This is a genomic window from Rickettsia typhi str. Wilmington, assembly GCF_000008045.1.
Lineage (GTDB): Bacteria > Pseudomonadota > Alphaproteobacteria > Rickettsiales > Rickettsiaceae > Rickettsia > Rickettsia typhi.
This window is the reverse complement of the sequence record NC_006142.1, coordinates 1-24,033: the sequence shown is the minus strand read 5'-3', so window position 1 is coordinate 24,033 and position 24,033 is coordinate 1. Positions and strand designations below refer to the sequence as shown.

Genomic DNA, 24,033 nt, shown 5'->3' with positions numbered 1-24,033 from the left:
AAAGTATTGCTTTACCTTCGCTCAACATGAGCTTTTAAAGTCATAACGAGAATTTTTATGCTAAAAGAAGAAGATAAAATTTTTATTAATTTGTATGGACAGCAAAGCTATGATTTAAAATCTAGCAAAAAGCGAGGAGATTGGTATAATACTAAGGCATTGCTTGATAAAGGTAGAGACTTCATTATTGACGAGGTTAAGAAATCAGGGCTTAGAGGACGCGGTGGTGCTGGATTTTCTACTGGTATGAAATGGTCATTTATGCCTAAAAATTCAGAGAAGCCTTGTTATTTAGTAGTAAATGCAGACGAATCTGAGCCTGGTACTTGTAAAGATCGTGATATATTAAGATTTGAACCGCACAAATTAATAGAAGGTTGTTTGATTGCAAGCTTTGCTATAGGAGCGAATAATTGTTATATCTATATTAGAGGTGAATTTTATAATGAAGCTTCTAATATGCAGCGTGCCTTAGATGAAGCTTATACAGAAGGGTTAATAGGCAAAAATGCTTGTGGTTCAGGTTTTGATTGTAATATTTATTTACATCGTGGTGCAGGTGCTTATATTTGCGGGGAAGAAACTGCGTTACTTGAGAGCTTAGAAGGTAAAAAAGGTATGCCACGACTTAAGCCACCTTTTCCTGCTGGGTTTGGTTTATATGGTTGTCCAACTACTATAAATAATGTTGAATCTATTGCAGTAGTGCCGACAATTTTAAGACGAGGGGCAAGTTGGTTTGCTGCAATCGGTAAGCCTAACAATACTGGTACTAAGATTTTTTGCATATCTGGTCATGTTAATAAGCCTTGCAATATTGAAGAAGCAATGGGGATTCCATTAAAAGAATTGATTGAGAAATATGCTGGCGGTGTGCGTGGTGGATGGGATAATCTTAAAGCAATAATCCCAGGTGGTGCTTCTGTGCCTTTGCTACCTAAATCATTATGTGAAGTAGAGATGGATTTTGATAGTTTAAGAACAGTAGGTTCTGGACTTGGTACAGGTGGTATTATTGTTATGGATAGATCTACTGACATTATTTATGCAATAGCACGCCTGAGTAAATTTTATATGCATGAATCATGTGGGCAATGTACCCCTTGCCGAGAGGGTACTGGTTGGATGTGGCGAGTTATGATGCGCTTAGTTAATGGTAATGCAAAAAAAACCGAAATAGAAACTTTGTTGAATGTTACAAAAGAAATAGAGGGGCATACTATTTGTGCCTTGGGTGATGCTGCAGCTTGGCCAATCCAAGGGTTGATACGACATTTTAGAGATGAAATTGAGGAGAGGATCAAGAATTTTGGCATAGCTTAAGGTCTAGTACTATAGAGTATTCCATTTAGAAACTAATACTCCCTATATAACTTGGTAATTGCAATTTGCATAATATATTGTATCCTAAGGGATAAAGTGGCCATATAACATTACGGATTATTCGATGCAGATTTTAGCTAGGAATATAATCGAGTACTTACAATATACTAAATAATTTAAAAAATTTTATGAACAGAGATAATACAAAAACTAATAAAACAGTTAAACAGGAGTTTGCTTCTTTTACTTTTGTAATATGTATCGCTTTAGTTATTAGAATACTTATTATGGAACCATTTACAGTTCCAACCGGTTCCATGAAAGCAACTATCCTTGAGAATGATTATATATTTTCTACGAAATATAGCTACGGTTATAGTAATTACTCTTTATCTTTTTTTGATTTTATTCCTCTTTTTAAAGGGCGAGTATTTGCACGTGAACCAGAGCGTGGTGATATTGTAGTTTTCCGCCCACCTAACGATATGAGTGTTAGATATATAAAACGTTTAATAGGGCTACCAGGCGATAAAATTCAATTGATTGATGATGTAATATATATTAATGACAAAAAAATAGAAAGGACAGAGGTTGGGACTTATATAGGTGAAGATGGAATAAAATATTTAAAATTTAAAGAAACATTACCAAATGGCAGAACATATTTTTCTTATAAGCTTGCACCTATTTTTGGTATTATATCTAATGATAGATATAGTAATACTGGTGTGTTTTATGTGCCTGAAGGACAATATTTCTTTTTAGGTGATAATAGAGATCGGTCAAATGATAGTAGAGTAAATCTTGGATTTGTACCATTTGAAAATTTTATTGGTAAAGCACAATTTATTTGGTTCTCAACAAAAATAACCTGGTGGGATAATGATATAGGAATTATTAATCTAATACTCAAGTTAAAGCCATGGATTGAATCTGTTAGATTAAGTCGAATATTCAAGAATCTTTATAATGTGGACGAATAATGGAATCATTTGAGAAGCTAGAAACGCTACTTGGCTATAGTTTTAAAAATAAAGAGCTTTTAATAGAGGCGTTGAGTCACCCATCTTTAAGACAGTATCACGAATACAAGTATGATAAAGATTATGAACGATTAGAATTTTTAGGTGATGCCGTATTAAATTTATTAATTACGGAAATTTTATTTAAGAATTTTGAAAATTATAAAGAGGGGAATTTAGCTAAAATTAGATCATATTTAGTTTGTAAAGAAACTATATGTATTGTTGGGACAAAGTTAGCTTTAAAAGATTATATAATTATGACTCATGGCGAAGAGGTGGCAGGAGGTCGTGATAATCCTAATAATATAGAAAATGTTACAGAAGCTTTGATTGCAGCTATATATCTTGATAGTAATATTGAAATAACTCATAATATTATAGAGAAATTATGGGCAGAATTCATGAAAGTTCAGAACTTAACGGATTATGACCCTAAAACTGCTTTACAAGAATGGGCTCAGGCTAGTAGCAATCACTTACCTATATATCGTCTTATAAAAAGAGAAGGAGCTGCACATTCATCAATTTTTACAGTCCTAGTAAAAGTCAAAGATTATGAGCAAATATGTACAGGATATTCTATAAAAGAAGCTGAAAAAAAAGCAGCACGCTGCTTATTACATAGACTAAAAAATGATTAATCAAATTCAAAAAACAATTTCAGTTTGTATAATAGGACGACCAAATAGTGGTAAGTCAACTTTATTAAATAGAATAATCGGCGAGAAACTTTCAATCGTTACTCCAAAAGTCCAAACTACTAGGTCTATTATTACAGGTATTATCACTTTAAAAGATACGCAGATAATTTTATATGATACACCTGGTATATTTGAACCGAAAGGAATGTTAGAAAAAGCTATGGTAAGATGTGCATGGTCTAGTTTATATAGTGCTGATTTAGTTCTATCAATTATTGATAGCTTAAAACCACTTGATGATATGGCACATAATATTTTAAATCAATTTTGCTTGCTTAATATTGTTCCTATATTTTTATTAAATAAAATAGACATTGAATCAAAATATCTAAATGACATTAAAGCTTTTTTAAAAATCTCTCATCCTAAAAGTTTACTATTTCCTATATCTGCTTTATGCGGTAAAAATGTTGATGTATTACTGAAATATATAAAAAGTAAGGCAAAAGTTTCCCCTTGGCTTTATGCAGATGACGATATAACGAATTTACCTATGCGTTTTATCGCAGCAGAAATTACAAGAGAGCAGTTATTTTTAAATTTGCAGCAAGAACTTCCATATAAACTAACCGTGCAAACTGAAAAGTTTGAAGAGCTTAAAGATAAGTCTATCAAGATTAATCAAGTTATAGTAATCTCAAGAGAGAGCTATAAAGCTATAATACTCGGTAAAAATGGCACTAAAATCAAAGATATAGGGGTAAAATCCCGTATACAAATGGAACAGTTGTTTTGTGTTCCTGTGCATTTATTCTTGTTTGTTAAAGTGCATGCATTGTGGGAGAACAAGCAAGAATTTTATCAGTATATGAAGATATAACATTATAAACTTGTGTCTTATACAGTATAAGACACGGAATAACACAGTATATATAATCATGATAGTACTTGGAATTGATCCGGCACTTGGAAATCTTGGATGGGCGTTGGTAGCTAAAGAATACACAAAATTGAAATATTTAGCTAGCGGTACTATTAAAACCCATAGTAAAGATGAAATACATAATAGACTTGCTTTTATCAATAGCACGTTAGAAAAAGTAATATTGAAATATCAACCAAATATTGCAGCAATAGAAGAAACATTTATTAATACTAACAGCGTTACATCATTAAAGCTCGGTTATGCTAGAGGAGCTATAATGTCACTAATCGGTAGGTATAATTTGAATATGCAGGAGTTTAAACCAAATACAGTGAAAAAAACTGTAACTGGCTATGGTCATGCAAAAAAAGAGCAAATTTTATATATGATCAAACATTTAATACCCGGTACTGACTTAATTACTAATTCTGATGAAGCCGATGCTGTAGCACTTGCATATACATCTTTAGTTACCAAAAAATATTAAAATGAATCCAATCAAGGATAATATTCGTTGTACAACAAATGTACAAGAATATCAGTACTACTGCAAGCATAATAACGTGAGTTCAGAATCGTTGTGCAAAGAGACGGCTACCTAAATGTGCAAGCACGAAAGTAATACAAAGTGGAAGTTATTATTTATAAGCATTGAGTTAGCATTAAAGAACATATATTATCTACTACTTGTATTAAAAGTTCTATAAGTATTATGTGTAAATTTACCCTTAGATTATGCAAATGCTGATTTAATAAGTTTTAGCTTTAAAATAACATGCTTAGGTAACGAAGAAATTGCATTTAACAATAAGATTATTATTGTATAAGACAACCAAATTAGTATATGAAATATTGTTAAAGCAGTTATTAATTATTACTATATATGCATTGTTGAATTATACACCTAGAGATGAAAATTAACTTATGAAGAAGAGATAGAGCATTTTTAAACAAGTTTGTTCAGCAAACTCAATAAAGCAATTTTCTTTAAAGTGTTTTATAAAAACTTGATATGTCGCAAATAGTACATATTAAGTATCAATAGTCTTTTGTACACTGCAAATACTGTATGGTTATAAGTAAGCACAATAAATAATCACTTTAATCACATTAAATTAAGATAATTTATAAATTACAAACTAATTGATATGTGCTAACAAAAAGGTTCTTTTTTGGTATGCTTAAAATACTACTGAAATAAAACTGGATATAATAGAATTTTATAAATGAAAAATTGAATCTAGATAATATGAGATACCAACATTAAGTGCATTACCAAAATCTTAAGAGTCCTCAAAGGATAAAAGATAATGAATAAAATTAGTTTTGCTTAAAAAAATGCTCAATTATTCTTAAGTTCTATCTATTGCATTAGAGGAATCGTCTACTTACTAGAGAAAAATTTTCCAATTTTTTACTATAAATATAGTTTTATCCTGTTGTTTACATATGCTATTGCGTATATATAGCTATTTCAATGCTCTTTCTTACCAAGTTTCTAAAAATTTACATCATTTCTTTAGAATCTATAAGCGTGTAAACCAAATAAAAACTGTACACAAAAGTTATTATGATAATACTTATAGTTTCATCTTTTTTGTACAAACTTACATTGCTACTCAAATTTATGTCTCTAACTGCAGCAATATTAAATAATTTAGAATCTAGATGAATAAAAGCACGCATACTAGATTCGATAATCACTAACCAGACTTTTTAAAAAATATCTTTGTTTTCATAAATTAAATATACTTCATAAGATCTTATTATAAATTTAATTGAACTAAACTTCTTTAAGAATTATCAATTAAAAGTTATTGCTTTAATTACTATTTTAAGTTAGATCATTTAAGATAATGAGTTTATAAGAAAATGATAGAATGGTGACCCCTACGGGACTTGAACCCGTGTTGCCACCGTGAAAGGGTGGTGTCCTAACCGCTAGACGAAGGGGCCTTCACTTTAAGTATGCAGATATATCTAGTCATACCGTGGCTATGACTGACTTCTGACTATAAGTTAGAAGTTTTATACAATATCCTGGTAAATATTGCAAGTATAAAATTATAGGTTTACCTTAATCTTAACACTACCTTGATGACTTCTATAATGTTTATTTAGATAATAATTATAATCCACAGAAATATTAGTATTATTAATACCGAATATAATACCAGTTCCTAAATTATAGGATGTTTTCGGTTGCTTCGGTATTAGATAATCCTGTTTGAATATATTATCAAATATTTTAACAACTCTATTTATCCTTTGTGTTTTCTCTTCAAAATTATGTTCTACTGCTGCTTGAAATGTGAGACCTAAATTATTAAATTTAAGAACATCTCTTAAAGATACTTGGACTTTAGTACCTAAAATTCCGGACAATATATTATTCTCTTTCATCGTAAGAGCTATTTTTTGTACGTTAATACCAGTTTCATTATATATACCATCTCGTGACTTCCCATACCTTAAGCCAATATTTGGAGTAACAATAATACTGTTTTTAACAAGATAATTATAATTTAGTAATGCTTCCGCATTATAACTATGATTATGATGTTTTACATTACTCCTAATTTTAGTATCACCATATGAATAATTTATCTTATCTTTAATAAAGTTTTTAGAAGCAGATACTAAAACTTGTAGTGTAAAATTCTGTTGTAATTCTTTTTGTCCATAAATAGAAATAACTTTACTACCAATAAGTTCTTTATCATTATTTTTACTATTTTTAAATTTAAATACTGAATGAACATTACTATAAGCTATACCTATAATATTATTATTGATTTTAGCATCGAACCCAACAGTAGCGCCTTTATTAATACCTCTATAACCCGTCATATTGTTTACACGTCCGTGATTATTAGTACCGTACATAGCACGCATCCATAAACCTCTTTTTATATTAGACTCTTCTTCATCACCGGCTCCTACTACTACCATATTTATAAATGTATCCAATCTGTTACGAATCATATTATTGACAATAGTATTAATAACTTTTGCTTGATTTAAAGTAGGTGCATTTTCTGAAATTTGTGTTTGCATTTCTTGTTTTGCTTCCTGTTCAAGCAGAATAGCTGTATCAGCCTTAGTCATTTTATACCAATCAGAATTTGATAATTGCTCTATTGTTTCTTCTTCCTCTTTAAAATCTGAATCATAATTTTTTTCACCTTTATTATAATTATCTAATGATAAATATTCATTTTCTTTACAATCGCTTAATAATACAGGTACAGGAAGTAACTGCTTATCTCCTGCTTTTCGAATACCAGCTTCTGTTTCTTCTTGTTCTTTACTTCCTAATGATAAAGACTCTATAGATTTATCATTATTTGAATTTAACATTGCTTGTAATATTGACCCATCTAAAATATCTTCAGCATCCTCCTGTACGTTAGATTCACTTAAACTAATAACTGTTTCAGAAATCGCTGTACTCAACTGCTTAAGCGCTTCATTTCTTTCTTTAAAAGAAACAGCATTTGATTTTAATGAGTCTGCTACTAAATCGATAGAATCATACATAGTTATTCCTTCTTCCAGCCCTTTAACCTTCGTGGTGTTTTTATCGCTAATATCAATTAGCTTAGAACTTGACTTATCATCAGGAGTTGGACAACTATACTCATCTCCATATCTGTAACCTACTCCTATATCTCCTGCATTATCCCATGATAAATCTTCATTACTACCAAATATGTTTAAACTACTAGCTAAAGATGAATTTGTAGTCAAATCTGACTTTGGTGATCTAATGGAATTAGACAACTGTTTATGTGTCTCATAATATTTCTTTCTATCATTATCATGCAGATCTAGTGTTAATTTATTATTATGTTGACCAAACAACCTAGCTGTATTTTTGTCATTAGTAGTATTTAAAATGTTTATTGCATTTTGAACATCTTGACTATATGTAGTTTCATCTTCTACTAGTTTAGCTTCGATCTCTTTCTCGCTTGATAATCCTATGTTAGGATGAACTTCATCTATTTCTTTACCTAAAGTTTTGGTTGATAAGCTCAATAAATCTGAATCCATACTTTTATGGTTCTCTATTTCTTGACCTGGCAAAATTACTGTATAAATTTGTGGTTGAGCTTCACATGGTACTAAGTATCCATCTTCATCTTCCAACAAAGTCCCATTAAGCTTATTACTGAATTGCATTGTTGGCTTCGATATTAGCAAAGGATTAGGAATAGTAGAAGTGCCAATTATAACATGATTACCTACTTGGTCTTGCAGTTTTTTTAGCTTTGTTCTACTTATTTTCTTTTTTGCATTATTAAAGATTTTTTGAACTCCATCCACTGCCGCTTTTATAACTTTTCCTTTTGTTTTATTCTCTTCGAGTCTTTTGCCTGGTGCTTTTTGTTGATTTGGGTTTAATAAATCTCGATGAGCTTCATCAATTCTTGCTTGCTGTGCTTGAAACGCACTAACTTTTGTTTCTGAAATATCTATTTCTGCAGATAACCTATCTGTATCCTTGTTTTTAGTGGTCAAGTCCTTTCTAAATTTTTCTATTTTTGAACTATCTTTATTCAATTCATACTTATTTTTCCCTGTCTTTTTGCTCCAACTGCCTATGCTCTTATTGAATTGATTTGCTAATATTTTTTTATTTTTTTTACCTTTCGTACCTTTAATATCCTCTGTGACTTCAGATGATTTGATGCTTACCGTATCATCAACTCGTGATATATTATTTACCATTTCTGGCGCAATTTCAACACTGCTTTTTTTTACAGGCAATACTAGAGATGTTGTAGGCATCAGAGGAATCGTTGAGTTACTATGCTGTGCTATCTGTTGCTGCTCACTACTAAATGATAGTTCCTTTATATTTATTGGGGTATTAGATCCTAAACTATAATTTGGTTTAAAATCTGGAGCAGACTGTTGCGGAGTCACAGGTTTTAATGATGAAGCACTAGAAATATTCACAAAACTATTTGAACCCATGCTAGTAGTAGTCGAAGATGTTGTTAGCATAATTTCTGGTTTTTGAGGTATTGGCTTTGTTGTATAAGAATTGCGGTCTAACTCTTGTGAGAGTGTTTGAAAATCCAAGGTATTAAGAAACTTATTTTCGCTGGCTTTGAATTCTGGTGCTTGCATCTTGCTAACTTTGCACAACGATTCGGTAGTCACATTAGCTACCTCTTCTGTCATGTCACTTTTATTGCTTTGCACATTGTTAGATAAGTTATTGTTAGTTTCCTGTGTTGTACTGATTGTATCTTTATTCACGCTTGATTGTGAAAATTTGAGCAATAATTTCGTATTTAATTCGGTACAAAATGCCTTTTTATCTATGCCCATAGCAATTCCTTCAACAGGCATTGCCATTACCGCTCCTACTGAAATAGAGGCGAGCAAAGAATATTTTAAAAATCTTGATTTTTTTAGTAAATTTTGCTCTGTTAACTTATTCATTATAAATATCTCGATTTAAATATAAGTTGTGTATTGTAATAAATAAGTTAATGAAAAGCAATATATTAATATTGCTTAATAATTATGTAATGCGATATGACATATATTTTTAACTTTTGATGAAAATGATACAATATTCTAAATATTAGAAATATGATTAATTGTTATTTTTTGCTTGATTTTGAACTTTTATTCTAGTACTTCCCATTAAGCTTTCTTTTTGAAACTTCTATTAAAAATAACAATATAAAATAATACTTTACTTTATTATTCAAACTTCTTAGCCAATATCAGTAATTAATCAATTATTTACCACTTACTAAGTACTGACTAATCTCATATCTCTAGCTCTTACCAGGATGAGATTTGATAGTTATATGCTAAATAGGGTTTTTTATTAAAAAATAATCTTCCTAATTTTCAGTAAAATTACTCTTTTTATTCGTATTGTTTCAACGTGTATATCAAAGACTGATTAGCTTTTGTCTTGGTAATTGCATAAAAGATGCAAATGATATGGCAACATGTATTAAAGAAAGATAAATAAACTAGTAATTGTTCTTATGCTAATAATTGGTTTGTCCAATAAGATTGATATATTTTGAAATTAACTACAGACAGAAAATTAATAAACAAAATTAGATCTTAATTATAAAATTGAATGTCGAGAGATCTTAATAACAATTAATAAAGATTTTTTTAAAAAGCACTGTTATACTTAACTTTTACAGTAAAAAAAGAATGTAATGTAAAATCAAACCATGCAAATTATATATAAAACTTTAAAAATCTCTTCAAAAGAATATAAAAAAATCTTAAACCTATTAAATAAAAAAGGACAATCAAGACTTATCGGCGGCTGTGTACGAGATGCTTTACTCGAGAAAGACACATATGATATAGATATAGCTACTAATTTGATACCAAGTGAAGTAATAAACATTTTATCTAAAGCCAATATAAAAATTATACCAACAGGTTTAAAATTTGGTACAATTACTGCTATTTTAAATAATGAAAAATTTGAAATTACAACTCTCAGAAAAGATATTGAATGTAACGGTAGACACGCTAAAGTAATATTCACCAAAGATTTTGCTGAAGATGCGGCAAGACGAGATTTCACTATTAATGCTTTAAGCTATTGTCCATTTAAGAATGAGATATATGATTATTTTAATGGATTTAAGGATTTGCAACAAGCAAAGGTTGTATTTATAGGAAAAGCATTCAATAGAATAAAAGAAGATTATTTGCGAATTCTACGCTTTTTCCGATTTTCTAGTTATTATGCGAATCAACTTGATGATGATAGCTTTAAAGCATGTAAGGCTCTAAAAAATGGCTTAAAAACTTTATCACGAGAGCGAATAAAAAGCGAAATAGATAAAATTATTGTTTCAAAAAGAGTTACACAAATTTTAGAAGCTATGTTTGAAATAGGAATATTAGAACTAATATTTTCTATACAAAATTATGAAATAAAATTTTTTGAGCGAGCAAATAATTTTAAATTAGAATTAGCTACTAAATACTCACTCTTATTATATAATCAACAAAATTTAAACTTAAAGATTTTTCTAGATTGGAAATTCTCAAAAAATGAAGCAATGCAAATATTATCGATACTAAACTTTCTTAATGATGATGAATTTAACATAAAGAAAATTTGGTTTGAAAAGAAGAATTATAAGGAATATTTATTAGCAGCCTGCATCATCGGTAAATTAGACTACTCACAAGTAAAAGAATTTATCCTTAAGTATGATACATTATCACATCCAAAATTCGAATTAAACGGTAATGATTTGTTAAATTTGAATATAGAAAAAAAAGAAATAGGAGCAAAACTAGAATATCTAAAAAACTTTTGGATAGAGCATGATTTCAAACCTAGTAAATCCGAGCTATTGGAGAAATTATGAGAACTAATATGCTAACCAATCATTGCAAGGACAAATTAAAAATTTTTATGAAACAATCTCATACAATACTTAGATTACTACGTTTCTTTAAGTCACTCGCAATGACATTATTTTTTATATTCTTCAGTCTTACTAGTTATGCTAAACCTAAAATAGTTGTCAGTATTACACCAATTAGCAGCATATTAGCAATGCTTGTTAAAGATAAGGTTGATATAGAGAGTTTAGCAGTAAATAATGAGTGTCCTCATCACCATAATATAAAGCCAAGTGATATTACTAAGGTTAGACATGCAGACATAGTTATTTATATAAATGAACAATTTGACGGTTTTACCAAGAAATTGATTAGTAATAATAGCCAAAACATTATCAAAATCAGTGATATAAAATCTTTAATCACTATAAAAGATAATTGGCATATTTGGCTTGATCTGAATAATGTCAAGATTTTACTAAAAGAATTTGCACAAATATTTATTAAAAATTTTCCTCAGTTACAAGAAGAGATTAATAATAACCTTCAAACAGCTCTTAAAGAATTAAATAAACTACAAGATATTAAAAATAATGAGTTTAGGACAATAAAAGATATAATTCTATTAAGTGATAGTAGCGAATACTTTTTTCTTAACACTAATATTAAAACTGCAAAACTCTATAGAGAAAGTCAGAAAAGCCTTCGATATATAAGCAAGCTAGAAGAATTAATTAAATTGTCTAATAACAAGTGTATTATTTTAAGTAATAAACAAGAATTACAATTATACACCAAATTAAATGCAAAAACTAAAATAATAATATTAAATAGTGAAAACTGGAATGTAGCAAATATCAACTCAAACACTTTTCATGATCAATATTTACAAATGATTAATCAAGTTAAAAAATGCATACATTAAATAGTGAAAAGGAAACAAAGAACTTCGCAAAACTTTTTGCACAAAACTTAAAACCAAATGATATAGTTTTACTTAATGGTGACCTTGGAGCCGGTAAAACATTTTTTTGTCGTGAAATTATTAAACATTTTTGCGGTAAAAATACAAATATTATAAGCCCAACTTTTAACTTACTGCAAATATATAAAACACCTAACTTCAATATATATCACTATGATATGTACCGTATTAAATCACCTGAGGAAATCTATGAACTTGGGTTTGAAGAGGCATTAAATGGTAATTTAATTTTAATAGAATGGTCAGAAATTATTAAGCATTTACTCACACCTCCTTTAATTGAAGTAAATCTAAAAATATTAGATAATAATAAACGTTTATGTAGTATTAAGAAAGAAAATTTCTTGTTTGATTTCTTATAAATGTATCTGCTATTCCATACAAAATTTGATATTTAAAGAGATAAAATCATATTAGAAAAATTGAATTATAAATTTGTCGGTAAAAATGCCTTTTCAATAGGAAGTAATTTTAATTCTGACAACATCGGCATAATTAAATCTATTCCGGCTTTTTCGTTACTATTACCGTGTACCAATATAAAAGAACCATCTTGAACTTTTTCACCTTTAGCAAGCCATGCATTGCTACCAAGCGGAATAAATCCAAAATCTTTTAGTTTTGCTATTAATATTTGATCAGAAACTAATCCAGGAAAACGAAAAAAAGGGGACGGTGCAATATTATAACTTACTAATATCTTTCCTACTTCTAATACTTCATTTTCAAAATCTTCTTTATTAGAAAGAAGAAAATTATTTTCAAGTGGTTTATCTTTGAAGTAAGGATGACTAAATGAATGATTAACCCATGTTATTTGTAGATAACCGTTTTCTTGTTGCTTTAATAACCATAAAAATTCTTCTGTATGCTTATTAATCCATAATCCTGAAACACATATAGTAATCGGTATAGTTTTCTTTAATTTTGTTGATAATTCTACAAGCTTTTTAAAAAAATCTTCTTCAAAGTTTTTGGAAGAAGGACACATATCAATTGTTAAGAACTGACCTTTTACTTTATACATGCTACTAGTAGCACCATAATTTTGTTGTACAGTAGAATTCATAAAAGTTGATAAATACGAATTTTTGGAGTTAGGTTTGTGCTCATGCACTATTACATTTTTAGTAAACTTATTACTAAATTCATCCTGTTTGAAGCTTCGTAAACTTTGATCTATAAAGTTATATTTATTTAAAGCTTTAATATATGCAGTTTTATTTAACTTTATTAGCATATTTTCTTTTTCTATCTTATTCACAGGTAAAATTACCAATTCTTGTAGTACTATCTCAGTTTTAAAGGAATCTGGATCTACTAAAACGAAATATGATTCTTTATTCTTTAAATAAGAACGAATAGCAATTTTTATTTTTTTATTTTTAGTAATTACAGGCAAAAATACCGATTTATAATCAGTTATTACTGCCGCTTTTTCAGCAGTATAACTTGAATTAAAAAACAATATGATAAAAATAAAACTTAAAATTCTTTTCATTTATTTGCATCCATAACGCTCATATAAAATTCTGCAATTTTCTCTTTTACAGCTATAGGATCATTCATCAAATTAACAGCACATCTAAACTCAGCAGAACTCGGCAACCCACTACTATACCAAATAATATGCTTACGTGCAATAGGTACACCAACAGATTTGCCATAATAATCAATTATTGCATCATAATGCTTTATTATTATATCTAGCTGCTCCGCTATAGAGGGAGCAGGTTTTTCTTTACCAGTTTTAAGATAATATGCAATTTGTGAAATAAGCCAAGGCTTTCCATACACTCCTCTACCAACCATAATACCATCTGCCCCGGATTTTTGTAATGCTTCTTTTGCTTTTGCAAAATTAGTTATATCACCATTAGCAATAACTGGAATTTTTACCGCTTCTTTAACTACTCGTATAAAATCCCAATTAGCATTACCAGAATAAAACTGGCATCTGGTTCTACCGTGAACGGTAACCATCTGAACACCTGAGCTGGCAGCAATGACAGCTAAAGTCGGAGCATTTTTCGTATTATCATCCCAGCCCATACGCATTTTAACCGTTACTGGAATCTTAACCGCTTTAACAGTCGCTTCGAAAATCTTGGTCGCTAACCTCTCGTCTCGCATTAAAGCTGAACCTGCATAACCGCCTACTACCTTTTTCGCTGGACAACCAAAATTAAGATCGATAATTTTTGCTCCCATATCCTCATTCATTTTAGCAGCGTCAGCTATTACATCCGGCTCACAGCCTGCTAACTGCACACATGCACTTGTTGGATCGTCATGCATGATAGCGCATTTTTGCATTGATTGCCTAGATTTCATAATCATCGCTCTACTTGCTATCATTTCAGAAACTACAAGACCTGCACCAAATCTTTTTACCAATTTTCTAAATTCCAAGTCCGTAATATTAGACATTGGAGCAAGGATCACATTTGAAGAAAGTTCTATATTACCGATTTTAATCATAAGAAACAGTTCTAAAAAATATTATATCATAATTAAGTATTTATATCTAATATTACTAATTAAGGATAGACAAAAGTTGATTAATCTATTATAAACTTTAGTTATATTGCTTTACTTGAATAAAATGTCATTCCTAAGATAAAAGCAAGAATCCAGTAATAGATCGGATCCAACACCGTGATCACAAGACATGATGTCGGTACCGTGATTTTTAAGAAATGCCATAATATTTTAGTCTCGTACAATGATTATTTGATACTCACTCATTTACTTCTTATGGAAAAGGTAAGCAGATGAGCGAGCATATATATAAAGCATTAGAAAATACTAAACTATGTAACCAATTACTTAAATTAAATGATATATAAGGCCACGTAGCTCAGTCGGTAGAGCAAAGGACTGAAAATCCTTGTGTCGTTGGTTCAATTCCAACCGTGGCCACCATTTAATTACTCCTATTAATTACTCCTAAGTAACCAGTTTTTTAAAATTATTAATTTAAAGTTAAAGATCTAATCGGATATAAATAGATTTTTAAAAAATATGAAGACTAAGTAATCTCTAAATAAAAGAATTCTATAAAAACCTTAGCTGTTCAAAGGTGAACTTCACACAAATCAATATGATTATTAATTTCTTCAATTCATAACTTGTACCTCAGAGCCAACTTAAAATTACTAATTATTAATATTTTTTTCTGGATACCATGGTCAAGTCACTATATGACACTGAACACATTTTTGCTATCTAAAACTTACAATTTTATTGCATAATAAAAGCATAGCTTATATACTATCGCTAGTGATTAAGTTAGTTACAGTTTATATGGTAAGTAGTAATTTTTATAAAAATCTAGGACCACGGAAACTAACGGCAATTATAGATTTTTTACATGACATTATAGAGCCTACTAAAATTCATGAAGATATCGATATTCATGATATTAAAATCCTACAAGAAGCATCACCAAATGATATCAGCTTTTTAAGTAATCCGAAATATTCCGAATTTTTAAAAACTACCAAAGCAGCTGCTTGTATAGTGCCAAAAGATTTTACAGAAGAATCAAATCAAAATACTGTTTTAATACACGCTGAGAATTCATATTTTGCTTACAGTAAATTAATAGATTTTTTCTACGCTCCTATTAAATCATATTCTACTAAAATAATGAAATCTGCTATTATTGCAGATTCAGCGGCTATAGGAAAAAATTGTTATATAGGCCATAATGTAGTTATTGAAGACGATGTTATTATAGGTGATAATAGTATTATAGACGCAGGAACCTTCATAGGTAGAGGTGTAAATATCGGCAAAAACGCTAGAATAGAACAACATGTTTCAATAAATTATGCAATTATAGGCGACGACGTCGTAATACTTGTAGGTGCAAAAATTGGACAAGACGGGTTTGGTTTTGCTACTGAAAAAGGCGTACATAATAAAATATTTCACATAGGAATAGTTAAAATTGGTAATAATGTTGAAATTGGTAGCAACACTACTATTGATAGAGGCGCACTTCAAGATACTATTATAGAAGATTTATGCCGAATAGATAATTTAGTACAAATAGGGCATGGCGTAAAAATAGGAAAAGGATCTATTATTGTGGCACAGGCAGGTATAGCAGGAAGTAGCGCTATCGGAAAATATTGTGCTCTTGGAGGACAAGTAGGAATCGCTGGACATCTAAATATAGGTGACAGAACACAAGTAGCAGCACAAGGAGGTGTAGCACAAAATATAGAAGAAGGTAAAATTGTAGGTGGGAGCCCTGCAGTTCCTATAATGGATTGGCATAGACAATCTATTATCATGAAACAATTAGTAAAGACCTCTAATAACAAGTTAAAAAAGTAGTTTACTGTAGCTTTATTGTATGAATCAATTTTTATTGTTATCTCATGGTTTTACTATTAGATCCAGAAAAATATATTTATCACATGAATAAATAATTGAATAACAGATGTAAAATGCTGAATACAATCAACTCGTTCTTGTAATAAAGGCAAATTTATATTAAATAAGAGACCTAGATAAATGATAATAGCTATTACCGAAATCATGGATTTAATACCTCATCGCTATCCATTCTTATTAGTAGATAGAGTACTTAAAATTGATCCTAACAAATCAATAACAGGTATTAAAAACGTTACCGTTAACGAACCGCAGTTTACAGGACATTTTCCTACAAGGCCTGTTATGCCTGGAGTTTTAATGGTTGAATCTATGGCACAATTAGCTGCTATATTAGTTGCTAAATCTCTCGATTCTACTAAAAACAAAGAAGTATTTTTAATGTCCATCGAAAATACAAAATTTCGTAGAATTGTTCAACCTGGAGATACTATGCATATCCACTCTGTTATTGATCAGCAAAGAGCTAACGTATGGAAATTTTCAAGTAAGGTAATGGTCGAATGTGAAATAGCCGCAGAAAGTAAGTTTACCGCAATGATCAAAGATAAAATGTAAAAGGTAACGGTGTCAAATTCTAATATCCATACTACAGCTATAATTGCAGAAGGTGCAAAGTTTGGTAAAAATGTAAAAGTCGGACCGTATTGTATTATAGGTCCCGAAGTTGTACTTCATGATAACGTCGAGCTAAAGTCCCATGTAGTAATTGATGGGATTACTGAAATCGGTGAAAACACAGTTATTTATCCTTTTGCATCAATTGGACAACCTCCACAAATCTTAAAATACGCTAATGAGAGATCAAGCACAATAATTGGCTCTAATAATACTATTAGAGAATATGTCACAGTGCAAGCAGGAAGCAAAAGCGGTGGAATGATAACAAGAGTAGGCAATAATAATTTATTTATGGTTGGTGTTCATATAGGCCATGATTGTAAAATTGGCAATAACTTAGTATTCGCTAATTATGTAAGTTTAGCTGGTCATATTAAGGTAGGTGATTATGCAATAATTGGTGGACTATCTGCAGTACATCAATATACTAGAATCGGTGAATATTCAATGATAGGCGGACTATCACCGGTCAGTGCAGATGTAATACCATTTGGACTTGTAAGTAGTAAACGCGCAGTGCTTGAGGGTTTAAATCTAATAGGTATGAATAGAAAAGGTTTTGATAAAGTAGATTCTTTAACTGCTTTAAATGCAGTCGAAGAAATCTTTTTAGGCAAAGGTAATTTTGCTGATCGTATAAAACAAGTCGCAGAAAAGTATAAAAATAATTCTATAGTAACCCAAATTATTGATTTTCTTAATCAAGATAGTAGTAGATCATTTTGTCATTTTAAAAAATAAATTTATTTAACTAGGAGTAGTAAATAAAGTGTTGTTATTCGAGCTAATTTATATAAAAATAATTAAATTGTTATGAACAAATAAAGAGACAATTGAAGCTATTAGATGCATTAGTTACTCATTTTCTCTTGTAAAGAATTTTGGCGTAATCGAGCTTTTAAGCTCTTAAAATCAATTATTTCTGCATTTTGATTCTGCCCGCTACATGCAAAAATATATTTTTGCTTTCCTTTAACTTTTTGAACACATTGTCCACAAATTCCTTTCATCATACATTGCATTGATGAATTAACGTTAACTATTAATTCTGTATTTTTACCGAATATTTTTAACTTTTGTAATTCCTCAGCTATTTCAGGAGAAGTATTAATTATTACTATATCCACAGAAGTTAATTTATGGTTTTTTATATCAGGATAGGTAGCAAATATAACTTTATTTTTATTTTCTTTTAAAATTTTTAATAAGCCTACATTACGATATTTGGAATCAATAATAATTATTTTTTTATTCTTAGGTATTTTTAGTGGTGAACCTGTCGGCCCCATTAAAACTACTTTCTCATTTTCTGATAATGTTTTACATAATCTAGTAGACTTACCAACTGCATAAACTATAAAGCTAATTAACCCTTTTTCTATATCGATATCGACAGGACTTAAAGCTATAGGCTCTATTAACTTAGTAATATCTTTAGAATAATTTTGCAAACGAAAAAACTGTCCAAATTTAAAATTTTTAGCAGCAAGTGGTGAGTGAATTATAATCTCAAAAGTTTTATCATTCAAAATATTTATTTTATTAATCCTAGAAGTTAGCAAATAATCAAGCTGTGTTATAAAATATGCGTAACTACCTTTAAAGCTAGGAACATTATTTATAAGTCTTGTGTTAATAGCCTCATAACCTTCTTTTGCACTAGTAATGGCTTTCACTACACTACCAAAATATTTAGGATTACAATCACCGAAATAACTATATTTATCATCATCGAATTGAGTATTATTTTCTATACCAATTGCCATAATTACGGTTTTAGTTTTGATTAAGGCAGTGTTACCACTTGGTTTGACAGTAGGACGCATATTACTATGGTATATGTTATGCGTCCTACTGTCAAACCAAGTGGTAACACTGAATTCTACAGATTCCACATGACCATATTTATCAATATTAATTCTTAAAGGCTGCATATTTTCTTTAAAATCAACACCAAGTGCTAACGTATATATCAGCTCTTCATAATTTAATTTATAAGCTGGCGAATCTTGCAATCTTCCACGATAATAAACGGTAGCCCCTCCAAGCTTATTAAAAACCTTTTTTAATTCTTCATTATTTTTAGCTTCTTTAAACAACTTTGCATGAGCAATAAATTCTTCAGCTATCTCTTGATCTTCTTCTGTTAAATCTTGTTTTATATAATTTTTAGCAAATTCTTCTACTTGCTTTTTATAGTAAAATAAACTTTCTGTTGCTGCATCTAAAGAAGTAAGACCACCACCTATTATCACAATTGGCATCCTAATCACCATATTAGTATTAGAATTTTTCAAAAATGCTCCCCCACTTTGCAAAGTCATCAAGAAATCAGAAGCTGTTTTTACTCCCTTAGCTTCAAAATTCTCTATATTCAAAACCTTTGGCTTACCTGCTCCAATACAAAAAGCTACATGGTCAAAATTCAAATCTAAAGCTTGTTCTTTCGTGATATTAAAACCTAACGCTACTCCATCATAATATTTGAAATTATTATTTCTCTCAAGTATTAGCCGCAATATATCAAGATTGTTTTTATCCCAACGAATAGTTATACCATATTCTGATACCCCTCCAAATCCTTTTGGTATTCTTTCTGATAACAAATTTTTATATTCATGCCAAAATTTTATAGGTTTATGAATATTAAAAGATAAAGGGGTTATTTTTAAACCGTCAATAGCTGTGACATTGTGACCTGATCGCAATAAATAATAGCTAAGGCTAAAACCTGCGGGACCAAGACCTGTAACTAAAATATTATAATTTGTAGGTTCTTTCGGAAGCGGTGCATAAATATTAAGCGGGTTCCAACGTGTAAGAAGTATATATATCTCCAAACCGTAAGGTAATTTAAGCGTTTCTTCTAAAATATTTGATTCTATTAACGGAATATTTACTGGATCTTGCTTTTTTTGGTAAATACAAGCTTTAGAGCAATCATTACAAATCCTATTACCTGTTGCTGCAACCATCGGATTATCAATAACAATAATAGCAAGAGCTGCTAGGTTAAAACCTTGTGCTTTAATGTAATTCATTTCAGAAATTTTTTGTTTTAATGGACAACCAGTTGTCATACTATATCTTAACCACGGAATCTTATATTCTAAACTATCTACCGAGATCACGCGATCAAAGTGTGGAATTACACCAAATCCCTTAGAACAGCTATCCTTATCCTGTTTATGACAATAAATACAATAATGAGAATTGTTTAGAGCTTCATCTAGATTTAAAAAAGAATCTTTATAGTCAAAATCTAATCTCTCATTTTTTTGATATTTTAATATTTTTTTATCATCTATTAGATTTGTTTTATCTAATTTTTGTTGAAAATTAAATAGTATATCATTTTGTAAAAACAGATTTTTATTCCATGATGACAATGAGTTATAACAACTAAAAACCCTATACGCAGCGTACCTAGCTGCTATGTCTAATTCTAGAGAGAAGCTTTCTTCATCCTGTTGCCATATAACAATTTGCTTTGCAAATTCTCTAGAAGTAAAATTCGTGCCTATTAAATTAGTTATCTTTAAATATACATCTTCGAAATCAATATCTTTTATTTTCTCTAAGGGATATTTTTTTACTGCAACACGCTGAATAAATTTTCGTTTACACTCATAAATGATATCAAAATCTTTATGCTTCAGTCTTGATATTGTTACTTCTTTTGAAATACAAAATAACTCTGCTAAAAAATCGTCTAAATGAGGAGAAATTTTTAGCAAAAATTTGGAATAATCTTGTGGAATAATCGAGAAAGGAGTAGCTCTAAATAACATTAAATCTTTATGCAAAGATTTATCGGCTTTAAATAGATAATCTAAAAATATTTGATCTAATTTTTTAAGTCCGGTTAAATCTAATTCATTAAAATCTAGATTAAAACCAAGTTTCATAAATAATAAATAACTCTTTTAGAAAATTGTCTATAAATTAAATAACTGATAAAAACAGTAATAAATGCGACTATAACAGACTTAATTATTAACATCATATCTGGTAACGTTCCATTAATTACCAATACTTGTACAGGTCTTATAACTAAAAAGAATGGATTAAATTCAAAATATACCTTTTTAGATTCCGGAATTAGCGAATATGGATATACTATTGGTACACTCCAATAAATAACTCCAAGGATAACATTCAATATTTGCGGTATATCTCGAATATACGGTGTTAAAAATGCTACTGCAATAGAACCACTAATCACGCATATTACTAATGGCAAAATTAATATAGGCACAAATATTATTTGCCAAGAGAATTTTTCTGGAAATAATAAAATAAAAGCAAAATACATTGCCGAAAATGAGCAAATTAAAGTATATAATTGCCCTAAACTATCCGCAATAGGAAAAAAAGTCTTAGAAATTCTAACTTTTTTTATTATTTGATCACGTGTAACTAAAGAACTTGCACAAATCGTTAAACTACTTACTATAAAACTCCATAAAGGAATTCCTCCTACTAAGTTCATTACCATAAATTCTCTTGGTTGTCTTAATAAAAAACCAAAAAAATATGAAATGACCATTATATGAATAAAAGGTTGAATTAAACTCCATAAAGAACCTAAAAAAGAATCTTTATTTTGCCTAATTATAGAAGCTTTAACTAATAATGCTATTGCCCGCCAGTATTTTTTAGAAAAAAAATACTTTATCATTTATGAATTTCCTTATTGCTTTGTTGTTTATAGATTTTAAACATTTCTAATGGTGTTCCATCACCTATAATATTACCGTCTTTTAATAAAATACATCTATCACAATTATCTTTTATAATTTCTTCTTGATGGCTTACTATTATTGAAATAGGAGTATTTTTAAATTTATTCTTCATTAAATTAAGGGATTTTTCTATAAAATAGCTATCACCTGCTGCAAAAATTTCATCAAGTAATAGAATTTGTGGATTCTGAAATACCGATACAGAAAAAGCAAGGCGTGATAACATACCGGAACTATAAATTTTTATCGGTAAATCAATTTTACTCCCAAGTTCTGAAAAATCTATAATTTCTTTTTCAATTTTTTTGCTATATTTATCTAACATATTATTATATAGCATTAGCATTTTTATATTTTCACGACCTGTCTGTTCTGGTTCAAAACCAACTCCCATATCTATAATTGCAGCAATATTTCCATGAACTTTTACTATACCTGATTTTAACGGATATATCCCAGCAATTAGTTTTAGAAGTGAACTTTTACCTGAACCATTACTCCCGATAAAAGCTATTTTTTCTCCCTCATAACAAGAAAAATTAATATTGTTTAATATAGGTATTGTTGGAGAAATAGAAACTCCTTTTTTCAAAAAAAAATGCTTTAAACCCTGGGCTCTTTTATGAACATCTATGCCTTCTACATAACCATCTGTTATCTCTATAAATACTTTTGAATGGTTAAGTAACATAAAATAAATGTTAAATAGATTTATTAATCCAATCTAAAAGAGATTTTTTTTGTTGCAAACCTATTTTAGTATCTTTTTGTTCACCATTTTTAAACAACATTATCGTTGGAATGCTACGAACACCATATTCTGAAGGAGTTTTAGGATTTTCATCAATATTCATTTTTAGTACTTTTACTTTATCTTGTAATTCTTTACTGATTTCATCTATTATCGGTATTAACATTTTACATGGCCCACACCACTCTGCCCAAAAATCAACTATTACAGGTAAATCCGATTCTAGTACTTCATTTTTAAAAGAGATATCCGTTACGTTATTTACCATATTTATCCTCTGTTTTGTTTGATATCATTGCTATCGAATCCAAGAAGTATTGTAATCTCATGTTGTAACATGAGATTATTCAGTTTTTTCTCACAAAAACGAAAAACAATAAATAAAATTATAAATTACTCACTTCTACTTGTAAATAATGAAAAATCCTTTTATTTATGATATTTATTTTTTCTATTATAATATATTCGCATTATTAATGCTGCTGTTTCCTCTATTGATCTGGTTGATACGTCAATCACTGGCCAATTTCTTTGATTGCAAATTTTTCTAACTTCTATGCACTCTCTTTGTACTATATTAAAATCTGTATAGCTTTTATTTTCGTTAATTTGCAATAAATTTAATCTAGCTTCTCTTATCTCAATTAACCTATTTGGATTAATAACAAGTCCTACTACTAACTGATCTATATTCTTTTCTATAAAATCAGGAAATGGGCAATTATAAACATAAGGAATATTGGCAGCTTTTAAACCATTATACGCTAAAAATACAGAAGTCGGTGTCTTAGAAGTTCTAGAAGGACCTATTAATATTATATCAGATTCTGATAATTCATTAATCATTTGTCCATCATCATGTCTTATAGCATAATCTATAGCATTAAGTGTATCAAAATAAGTTTTATCGAATTTATAATTATAATTTTGTTCTTTTTCTATTTCAATACCTGAAAAAACTGACATTTCTTTAATAATTTTACCTATTACAGAAATACATGGAATTTTTAACTCATAACAAAATTTTGTTAAAGCCTTTCGGAGTTCTTGATCAGCAATAGTGTATAATACTATTCCATGTTTAGATTCTATTTTACTTAATACTTCATTTAGCAACTCCAAATTTCTAATCATTGGCCAATGATATAATTTTTGTTTTATAGAAGTAAATTGTGCAAGAGCAGAATTTGCTGCATGTTTTACAGTTTGCACAGAAGAGTCTGAAACTAAGTGAATAATTAGCTTTGTCAT

General features: G+C 29.4%; 19 protein-coding genes and 2 tRNA genes. 12 read left to right on the top strand and 9 right to left on the bottom strand.

What is annotated here, in order from left to right; translation table 11 throughout:
• The first annotated feature begins 57 nt into the window (after positions 1-57).
• From nuoF to ruvC, 5 genes are all read left to right on the top strand, one after another.
• Positions 58-1,323, top strand: a complete 1,266-nt coding sequence (gene nuoF / locus RT_RS00105; protein ID WP_011190496.1) for an NADH-quinone oxidoreductase subunit NuoF — start codon at positions 58-60, stop codon at positions 1,321-1,323.
• A 188-nt stretch (positions 1,324-1,511) separates the two neighbouring features.
• Complete coding sequence (lepB, locus tag RT_RS00100) at positions 1,512-2,306, top strand: signal peptidase I (RefSeq protein ID WP_011190495.1); 795 nt, start codon at positions 1,512-1,514, stop codon at positions 2,304-2,306.
• Positions 2,306-2,989 (top strand): ribonuclease III, encoded by a 684-nt coding sequence (gene rnc / locus RT_RS00095; RefSeq protein WP_011190494.1) that lies wholly within the window; start codon positions 2,306-2,308, stop codon positions 2,987-2,989. Before lepB ends, rnc begins: the two co-directional genes overlap by 1 nt.
• Positions 2,982-3,869, top strand: a complete 888-nt coding sequence (gene era, locus RT_RS00090) for a GTPase Era (protein WP_011190493.1) — start codon at positions 2,982-2,984, stop codon at positions 3,867-3,869. The genes rnc and era overlap by 8 nt, the downstream gene beginning before the upstream one ends.
• Before the next feature lie 58 nt (positions 3,870-3,927).
• Positions 3,928-4,401 (top strand): crossover junction endodeoxyribonuclease RuvC, encoded by a 474-nt coding sequence (gene ruvC / locus RT_RS00085; protein WP_011190492.1) that lies wholly within the window; start codon positions 3,928-3,930, stop codon positions 4,399-4,401.
• A gap of 1,394 nt (positions 4,402-5,795) precedes the next feature.
• Here the strand turns inward: ruvC and RT_RS00080 are convergent.
• Positions 5,796-5,870 (bottom strand) — tRNA-Glu (locus tag RT_RS00080).
• A 108-nt stretch (positions 5,871-5,978) separates the two neighbouring features.
• A complete protein-coding gene (locus RT_RS00075) occupies positions 5,979-9,371 on the bottom strand; it encodes an autotransporter outer membrane beta-barrel domain-containing protein (RefSeq protein WP_011190491.1) in 3,393 nt (1,130 codons plus the stop codon).
• A gap of 761 nt (positions 9,372-10,132) precedes the next feature.
• Here RT_RS00075 and RT_RS00070 point away from each other — a divergent pair.
• From RT_RS00070 to tsaE, 3 genes are read left to right on the top strand one after another with little or no spacing between them, the layout of a single operon-like run.
• The gene (locus tag RT_RS00070; RefSeq protein WP_011190490.1) at positions 10,133-11,296 is read left to right on the top strand and encodes a CCA tRNA nucleotidyltransferase; all 1,164 of its coding nucleotides are present in this window, start codon (positions 10,133-10,135) and stop codon (positions 11,294-11,296) included.
• A complete protein-coding gene (locus RT_RS00065; protein WP_011190489.1) occupies positions 11,293-12,198 on the top strand; it encodes a metal ABC transporter solute-binding protein, Zn/Mn family in 906 nt (301 codons plus the stop codon). The genes RT_RS00070 and RT_RS00065 overlap by 4 nt, the downstream gene beginning before the upstream one ends.
• Complete coding sequence (gene tsaE / locus RT_RS00060) at positions 12,186-12,620, top strand: tRNA (adenosine(37)-N6)-threonylcarbamoyltransferase complex ATPase subunit type 1 TsaE (protein WP_011190488.1); 435 nt, start codon at positions 12,186-12,188, stop codon at positions 12,618-12,620. Before RT_RS00065 ends, tsaE begins: the two co-directional genes overlap by 13 nt.
• 65 nt (positions 12,621-12,685) lie before the next feature.
• Here the strand turns inward: tsaE and RT_RS00055 are convergent, their stop codons facing one another.
• Entirely contained in the window at positions 12,686-13,759 is a 1,074-nt protein-coding gene (locus RT_RS00055) for a palindromic element RPE3 domain-containing protein (protein ID WP_011190487.1), read from the bottom strand.
• Positions 13,756-14,739 (bottom strand): tRNA dihydrouridine synthase DusB, encoded by a 984-nt coding sequence (gene dusB / locus RT_RS00050; protein WP_011190486.1) that lies wholly within the window; start codon positions 14,737-14,739, stop codon positions 13,756-13,758. Before dusB ends, RT_RS00055 begins: the two co-directional genes overlap by 4 nt.
• 368 nt (positions 14,740-15,107) lie before the next feature.
• Here dusB and RT_RS00045 point away from each other — a divergent pair.
• The 4 genes from RT_RS00045 to lpxA all read left to right on the top strand — a co-directional run bounded on the left by RT_RS00045 (position 15,108) and on the right by lpxA (position 18,027).
• Positions 15,108-15,183, top strand: a tRNA-Phe gene (locus tag RT_RS00045).
• A gap of 381 nt (positions 15,184-15,564) precedes the next feature.
• Positions 15,565-16,605, top strand: coding sequence for a UDP-3-O-(3-hydroxymyristoyl)glucosamine N-acyltransferase (gene lpxD, locus RT_RS00040; protein ID WP_011190485.1), 1,041 nt, complete (start codon positions 15,565-15,567; stop codon positions 16,603-16,605).
• Between the two features lie 180 nt (positions 16,606-16,785).
• Entirely contained in the window at positions 16,786-17,223 is a 438-nt protein-coding gene (gene fabZ, locus RT_RS00035; RefSeq protein WP_011190484.1) for a 3-hydroxyacyl-ACP dehydratase FabZ, read from the top strand.
• Positions 17,224-17,232: 9 nt separating this feature from the next.
• Positions 17,233-18,027: an acyl-ACP--UDP-N-acetylglucosamine O-acyltransferase gene (gene lpxA, locus RT_RS00030; RefSeq protein ID WP_011190483.1), complete on the top strand. Its 795-nt coding sequence runs from the start codon at positions 17,233-17,235 to the stop codon at positions 18,025-18,027.
• 110 nt (positions 18,028-18,137) lie between these two features.
• Here lpxA and RT_RS00025 read toward each other — a convergent pair whose 3' ends face one another.
• From RT_RS00025 to RT_RS00005, 5 genes are all read right to left on the bottom strand, one after another.
• On the bottom strand, positions 18,138-21,194 hold the full coding sequence (locus RT_RS00025; protein WP_011190482.1) for an FAD-dependent oxidoreductase: 3,057 nt from the start codon (positions 21,192-21,194) through the stop codon (positions 18,138-18,140).
• Positions 21,191-21,967, bottom strand: coding sequence for an ABC transporter permease (locus tag RT_RS00020; protein ID WP_011190481.1), 777 nt, complete (start codon positions 21,965-21,967; stop codon positions 21,191-21,193). The genes RT_RS00025 and RT_RS00020 overlap by 4 nt, the downstream gene beginning before the upstream one ends.
• A complete protein-coding gene (locus RT_RS00015) occupies positions 21,964-22,722 on the bottom strand; it encodes an ABC transporter ATP-binding protein (RefSeq protein ID WP_011190480.1) in 759 nt (252 codons plus the stop codon). The genes RT_RS00020 and RT_RS00015 overlap by 4 nt, the downstream gene beginning before the upstream one ends.
• Before the next feature lie 10 nt (positions 22,723-22,732).
• The gene (gene trxA / locus RT_RS00010) at positions 22,733-23,050 is read right to left on the bottom strand and encodes a thioredoxin (RefSeq protein ID WP_011190479.1); all 318 of its coding nucleotides are present in this window, start codon (positions 23,048-23,050) and stop codon (positions 22,733-22,735) included.
• A gap of 161 nt (positions 23,051-23,211) precedes the next feature.
• Positions 23,212-24,033, bottom strand: coding sequence for a pyruvate, water dikinase regulatory protein (locus RT_RS00005; protein ID WP_011190478.1), 822 nt, complete (start codon positions 24,031-24,033; stop codon positions 23,212-23,214).

Excerpts from the sequence above, each read along its gene's own strand:
- nuoF (WP_011190496.1), top strand. The coding sequence starts at position 58 with ATGCTAAAAGAAGAAGATAAAATTTTTATTAATTTGTATGGACAGCAA.
- lepB (WP_011190495.1), top strand. The coding sequence starts at position 1,512 with ATGAACAGAGATAATACAAAAACTAATAAAACAGTTAAACAGGAGTTT.
- rnc (WP_011190494.1), top strand. The coding sequence starts at position 2,306 with ATGGAATCATTTGAGAAGCTAGAAACGCTACTTGGCTATAGTTTTAAA.
- era (WP_011190493.1), top strand. The coding sequence starts at position 2,982 with ATGATTAATCAAATTCAAAAAACAATTTCAGTTTGTATAATAGGACGA.
- ruvC (WP_011190492.1), top strand. The coding sequence starts at position 3,928 with ATGATAGTACTTGGAATTGATCCGGCACTTGGAAATCTTGGATGGGCG.
- RT_RS00075 (WP_011190491.1), bottom strand. The coding sequence starts at position 9,371 with ATGAATAAGTTAACAGAGCAAAATTTACTAAAAAAATCAAGATTTTTA.
- RT_RS00070 (WP_011190490.1), top strand. The coding sequence starts at position 10,133 with ATGCAAATTATATATAAAACTTTAAAAATCTCTTCAAAAGAATATAAA.
- RT_RS00065 (WP_011190489.1), top strand. The coding sequence starts at position 11,293 with ATGAGAACTAATATGCTAACCAATCATTGCAAGGACAAATTAAAAATT.
- tsaE (WP_011190488.1), top strand. The coding sequence starts at position 12,186 with ATGCATACATTAAATAGTGAAAAGGAAACAAAGAACTTCGCAAAACTT.
- RT_RS00055 (WP_011190487.1), bottom strand. The coding sequence starts at position 13,759 with ATGAAAAGAATTTTAAGTTTTATTTTTATCATATTGTTTTTTAATTCA.
- dusB (WP_011190486.1), bottom strand. The coding sequence starts at position 14,739 with ATGATTAAAATCGGTAATATAGAACTTTCTTCAAATGTGATCCTTGCT.
- lpxD (WP_011190485.1), top strand. The coding sequence starts at position 15,565 with ATGGTAAGTAGTAATTTTTATAAAAATCTAGGACCACGGAAACTAACG.
- fabZ (WP_011190484.1), top strand. The coding sequence starts at position 16,786 with ATGATAATAGCTATTACCGAAATCATGGATTTAATACCTCATCGCTAT.
- RT_RS00025 (WP_011190482.1), bottom strand. The coding sequence starts at position 21,194 with ATGAAACTTGGTTTTAATCTAGATTTTAATGAATTAGATTTAACCGGA.
- RT_RS00020 (WP_011190481.1), bottom strand. The coding sequence starts at position 21,967 with ATGATAAAGTATTTTTTTTCTAAAAAATACTGGCGGGCAATAGCATTA.
- RT_RS00015 (WP_011190480.1), bottom strand. The coding sequence starts at position 22,722 with ATGTTACTTAACCATTCAAAAGTATTTATAGAGATAACAGATGGTTAT.
- trxA (WP_011190479.1), bottom strand. The coding sequence starts at position 23,050 with ATGGTAAATAACGTAACGGATATCTCTTTTAAAAATGAAGTACTAGAA.
- RT_RS00005 (WP_011190478.1), bottom strand. The coding sequence starts at position 24,033 with ATGACAAAGCTAATTATTCACTTAGTTTCAGACTCTTCTGTGCAAACT.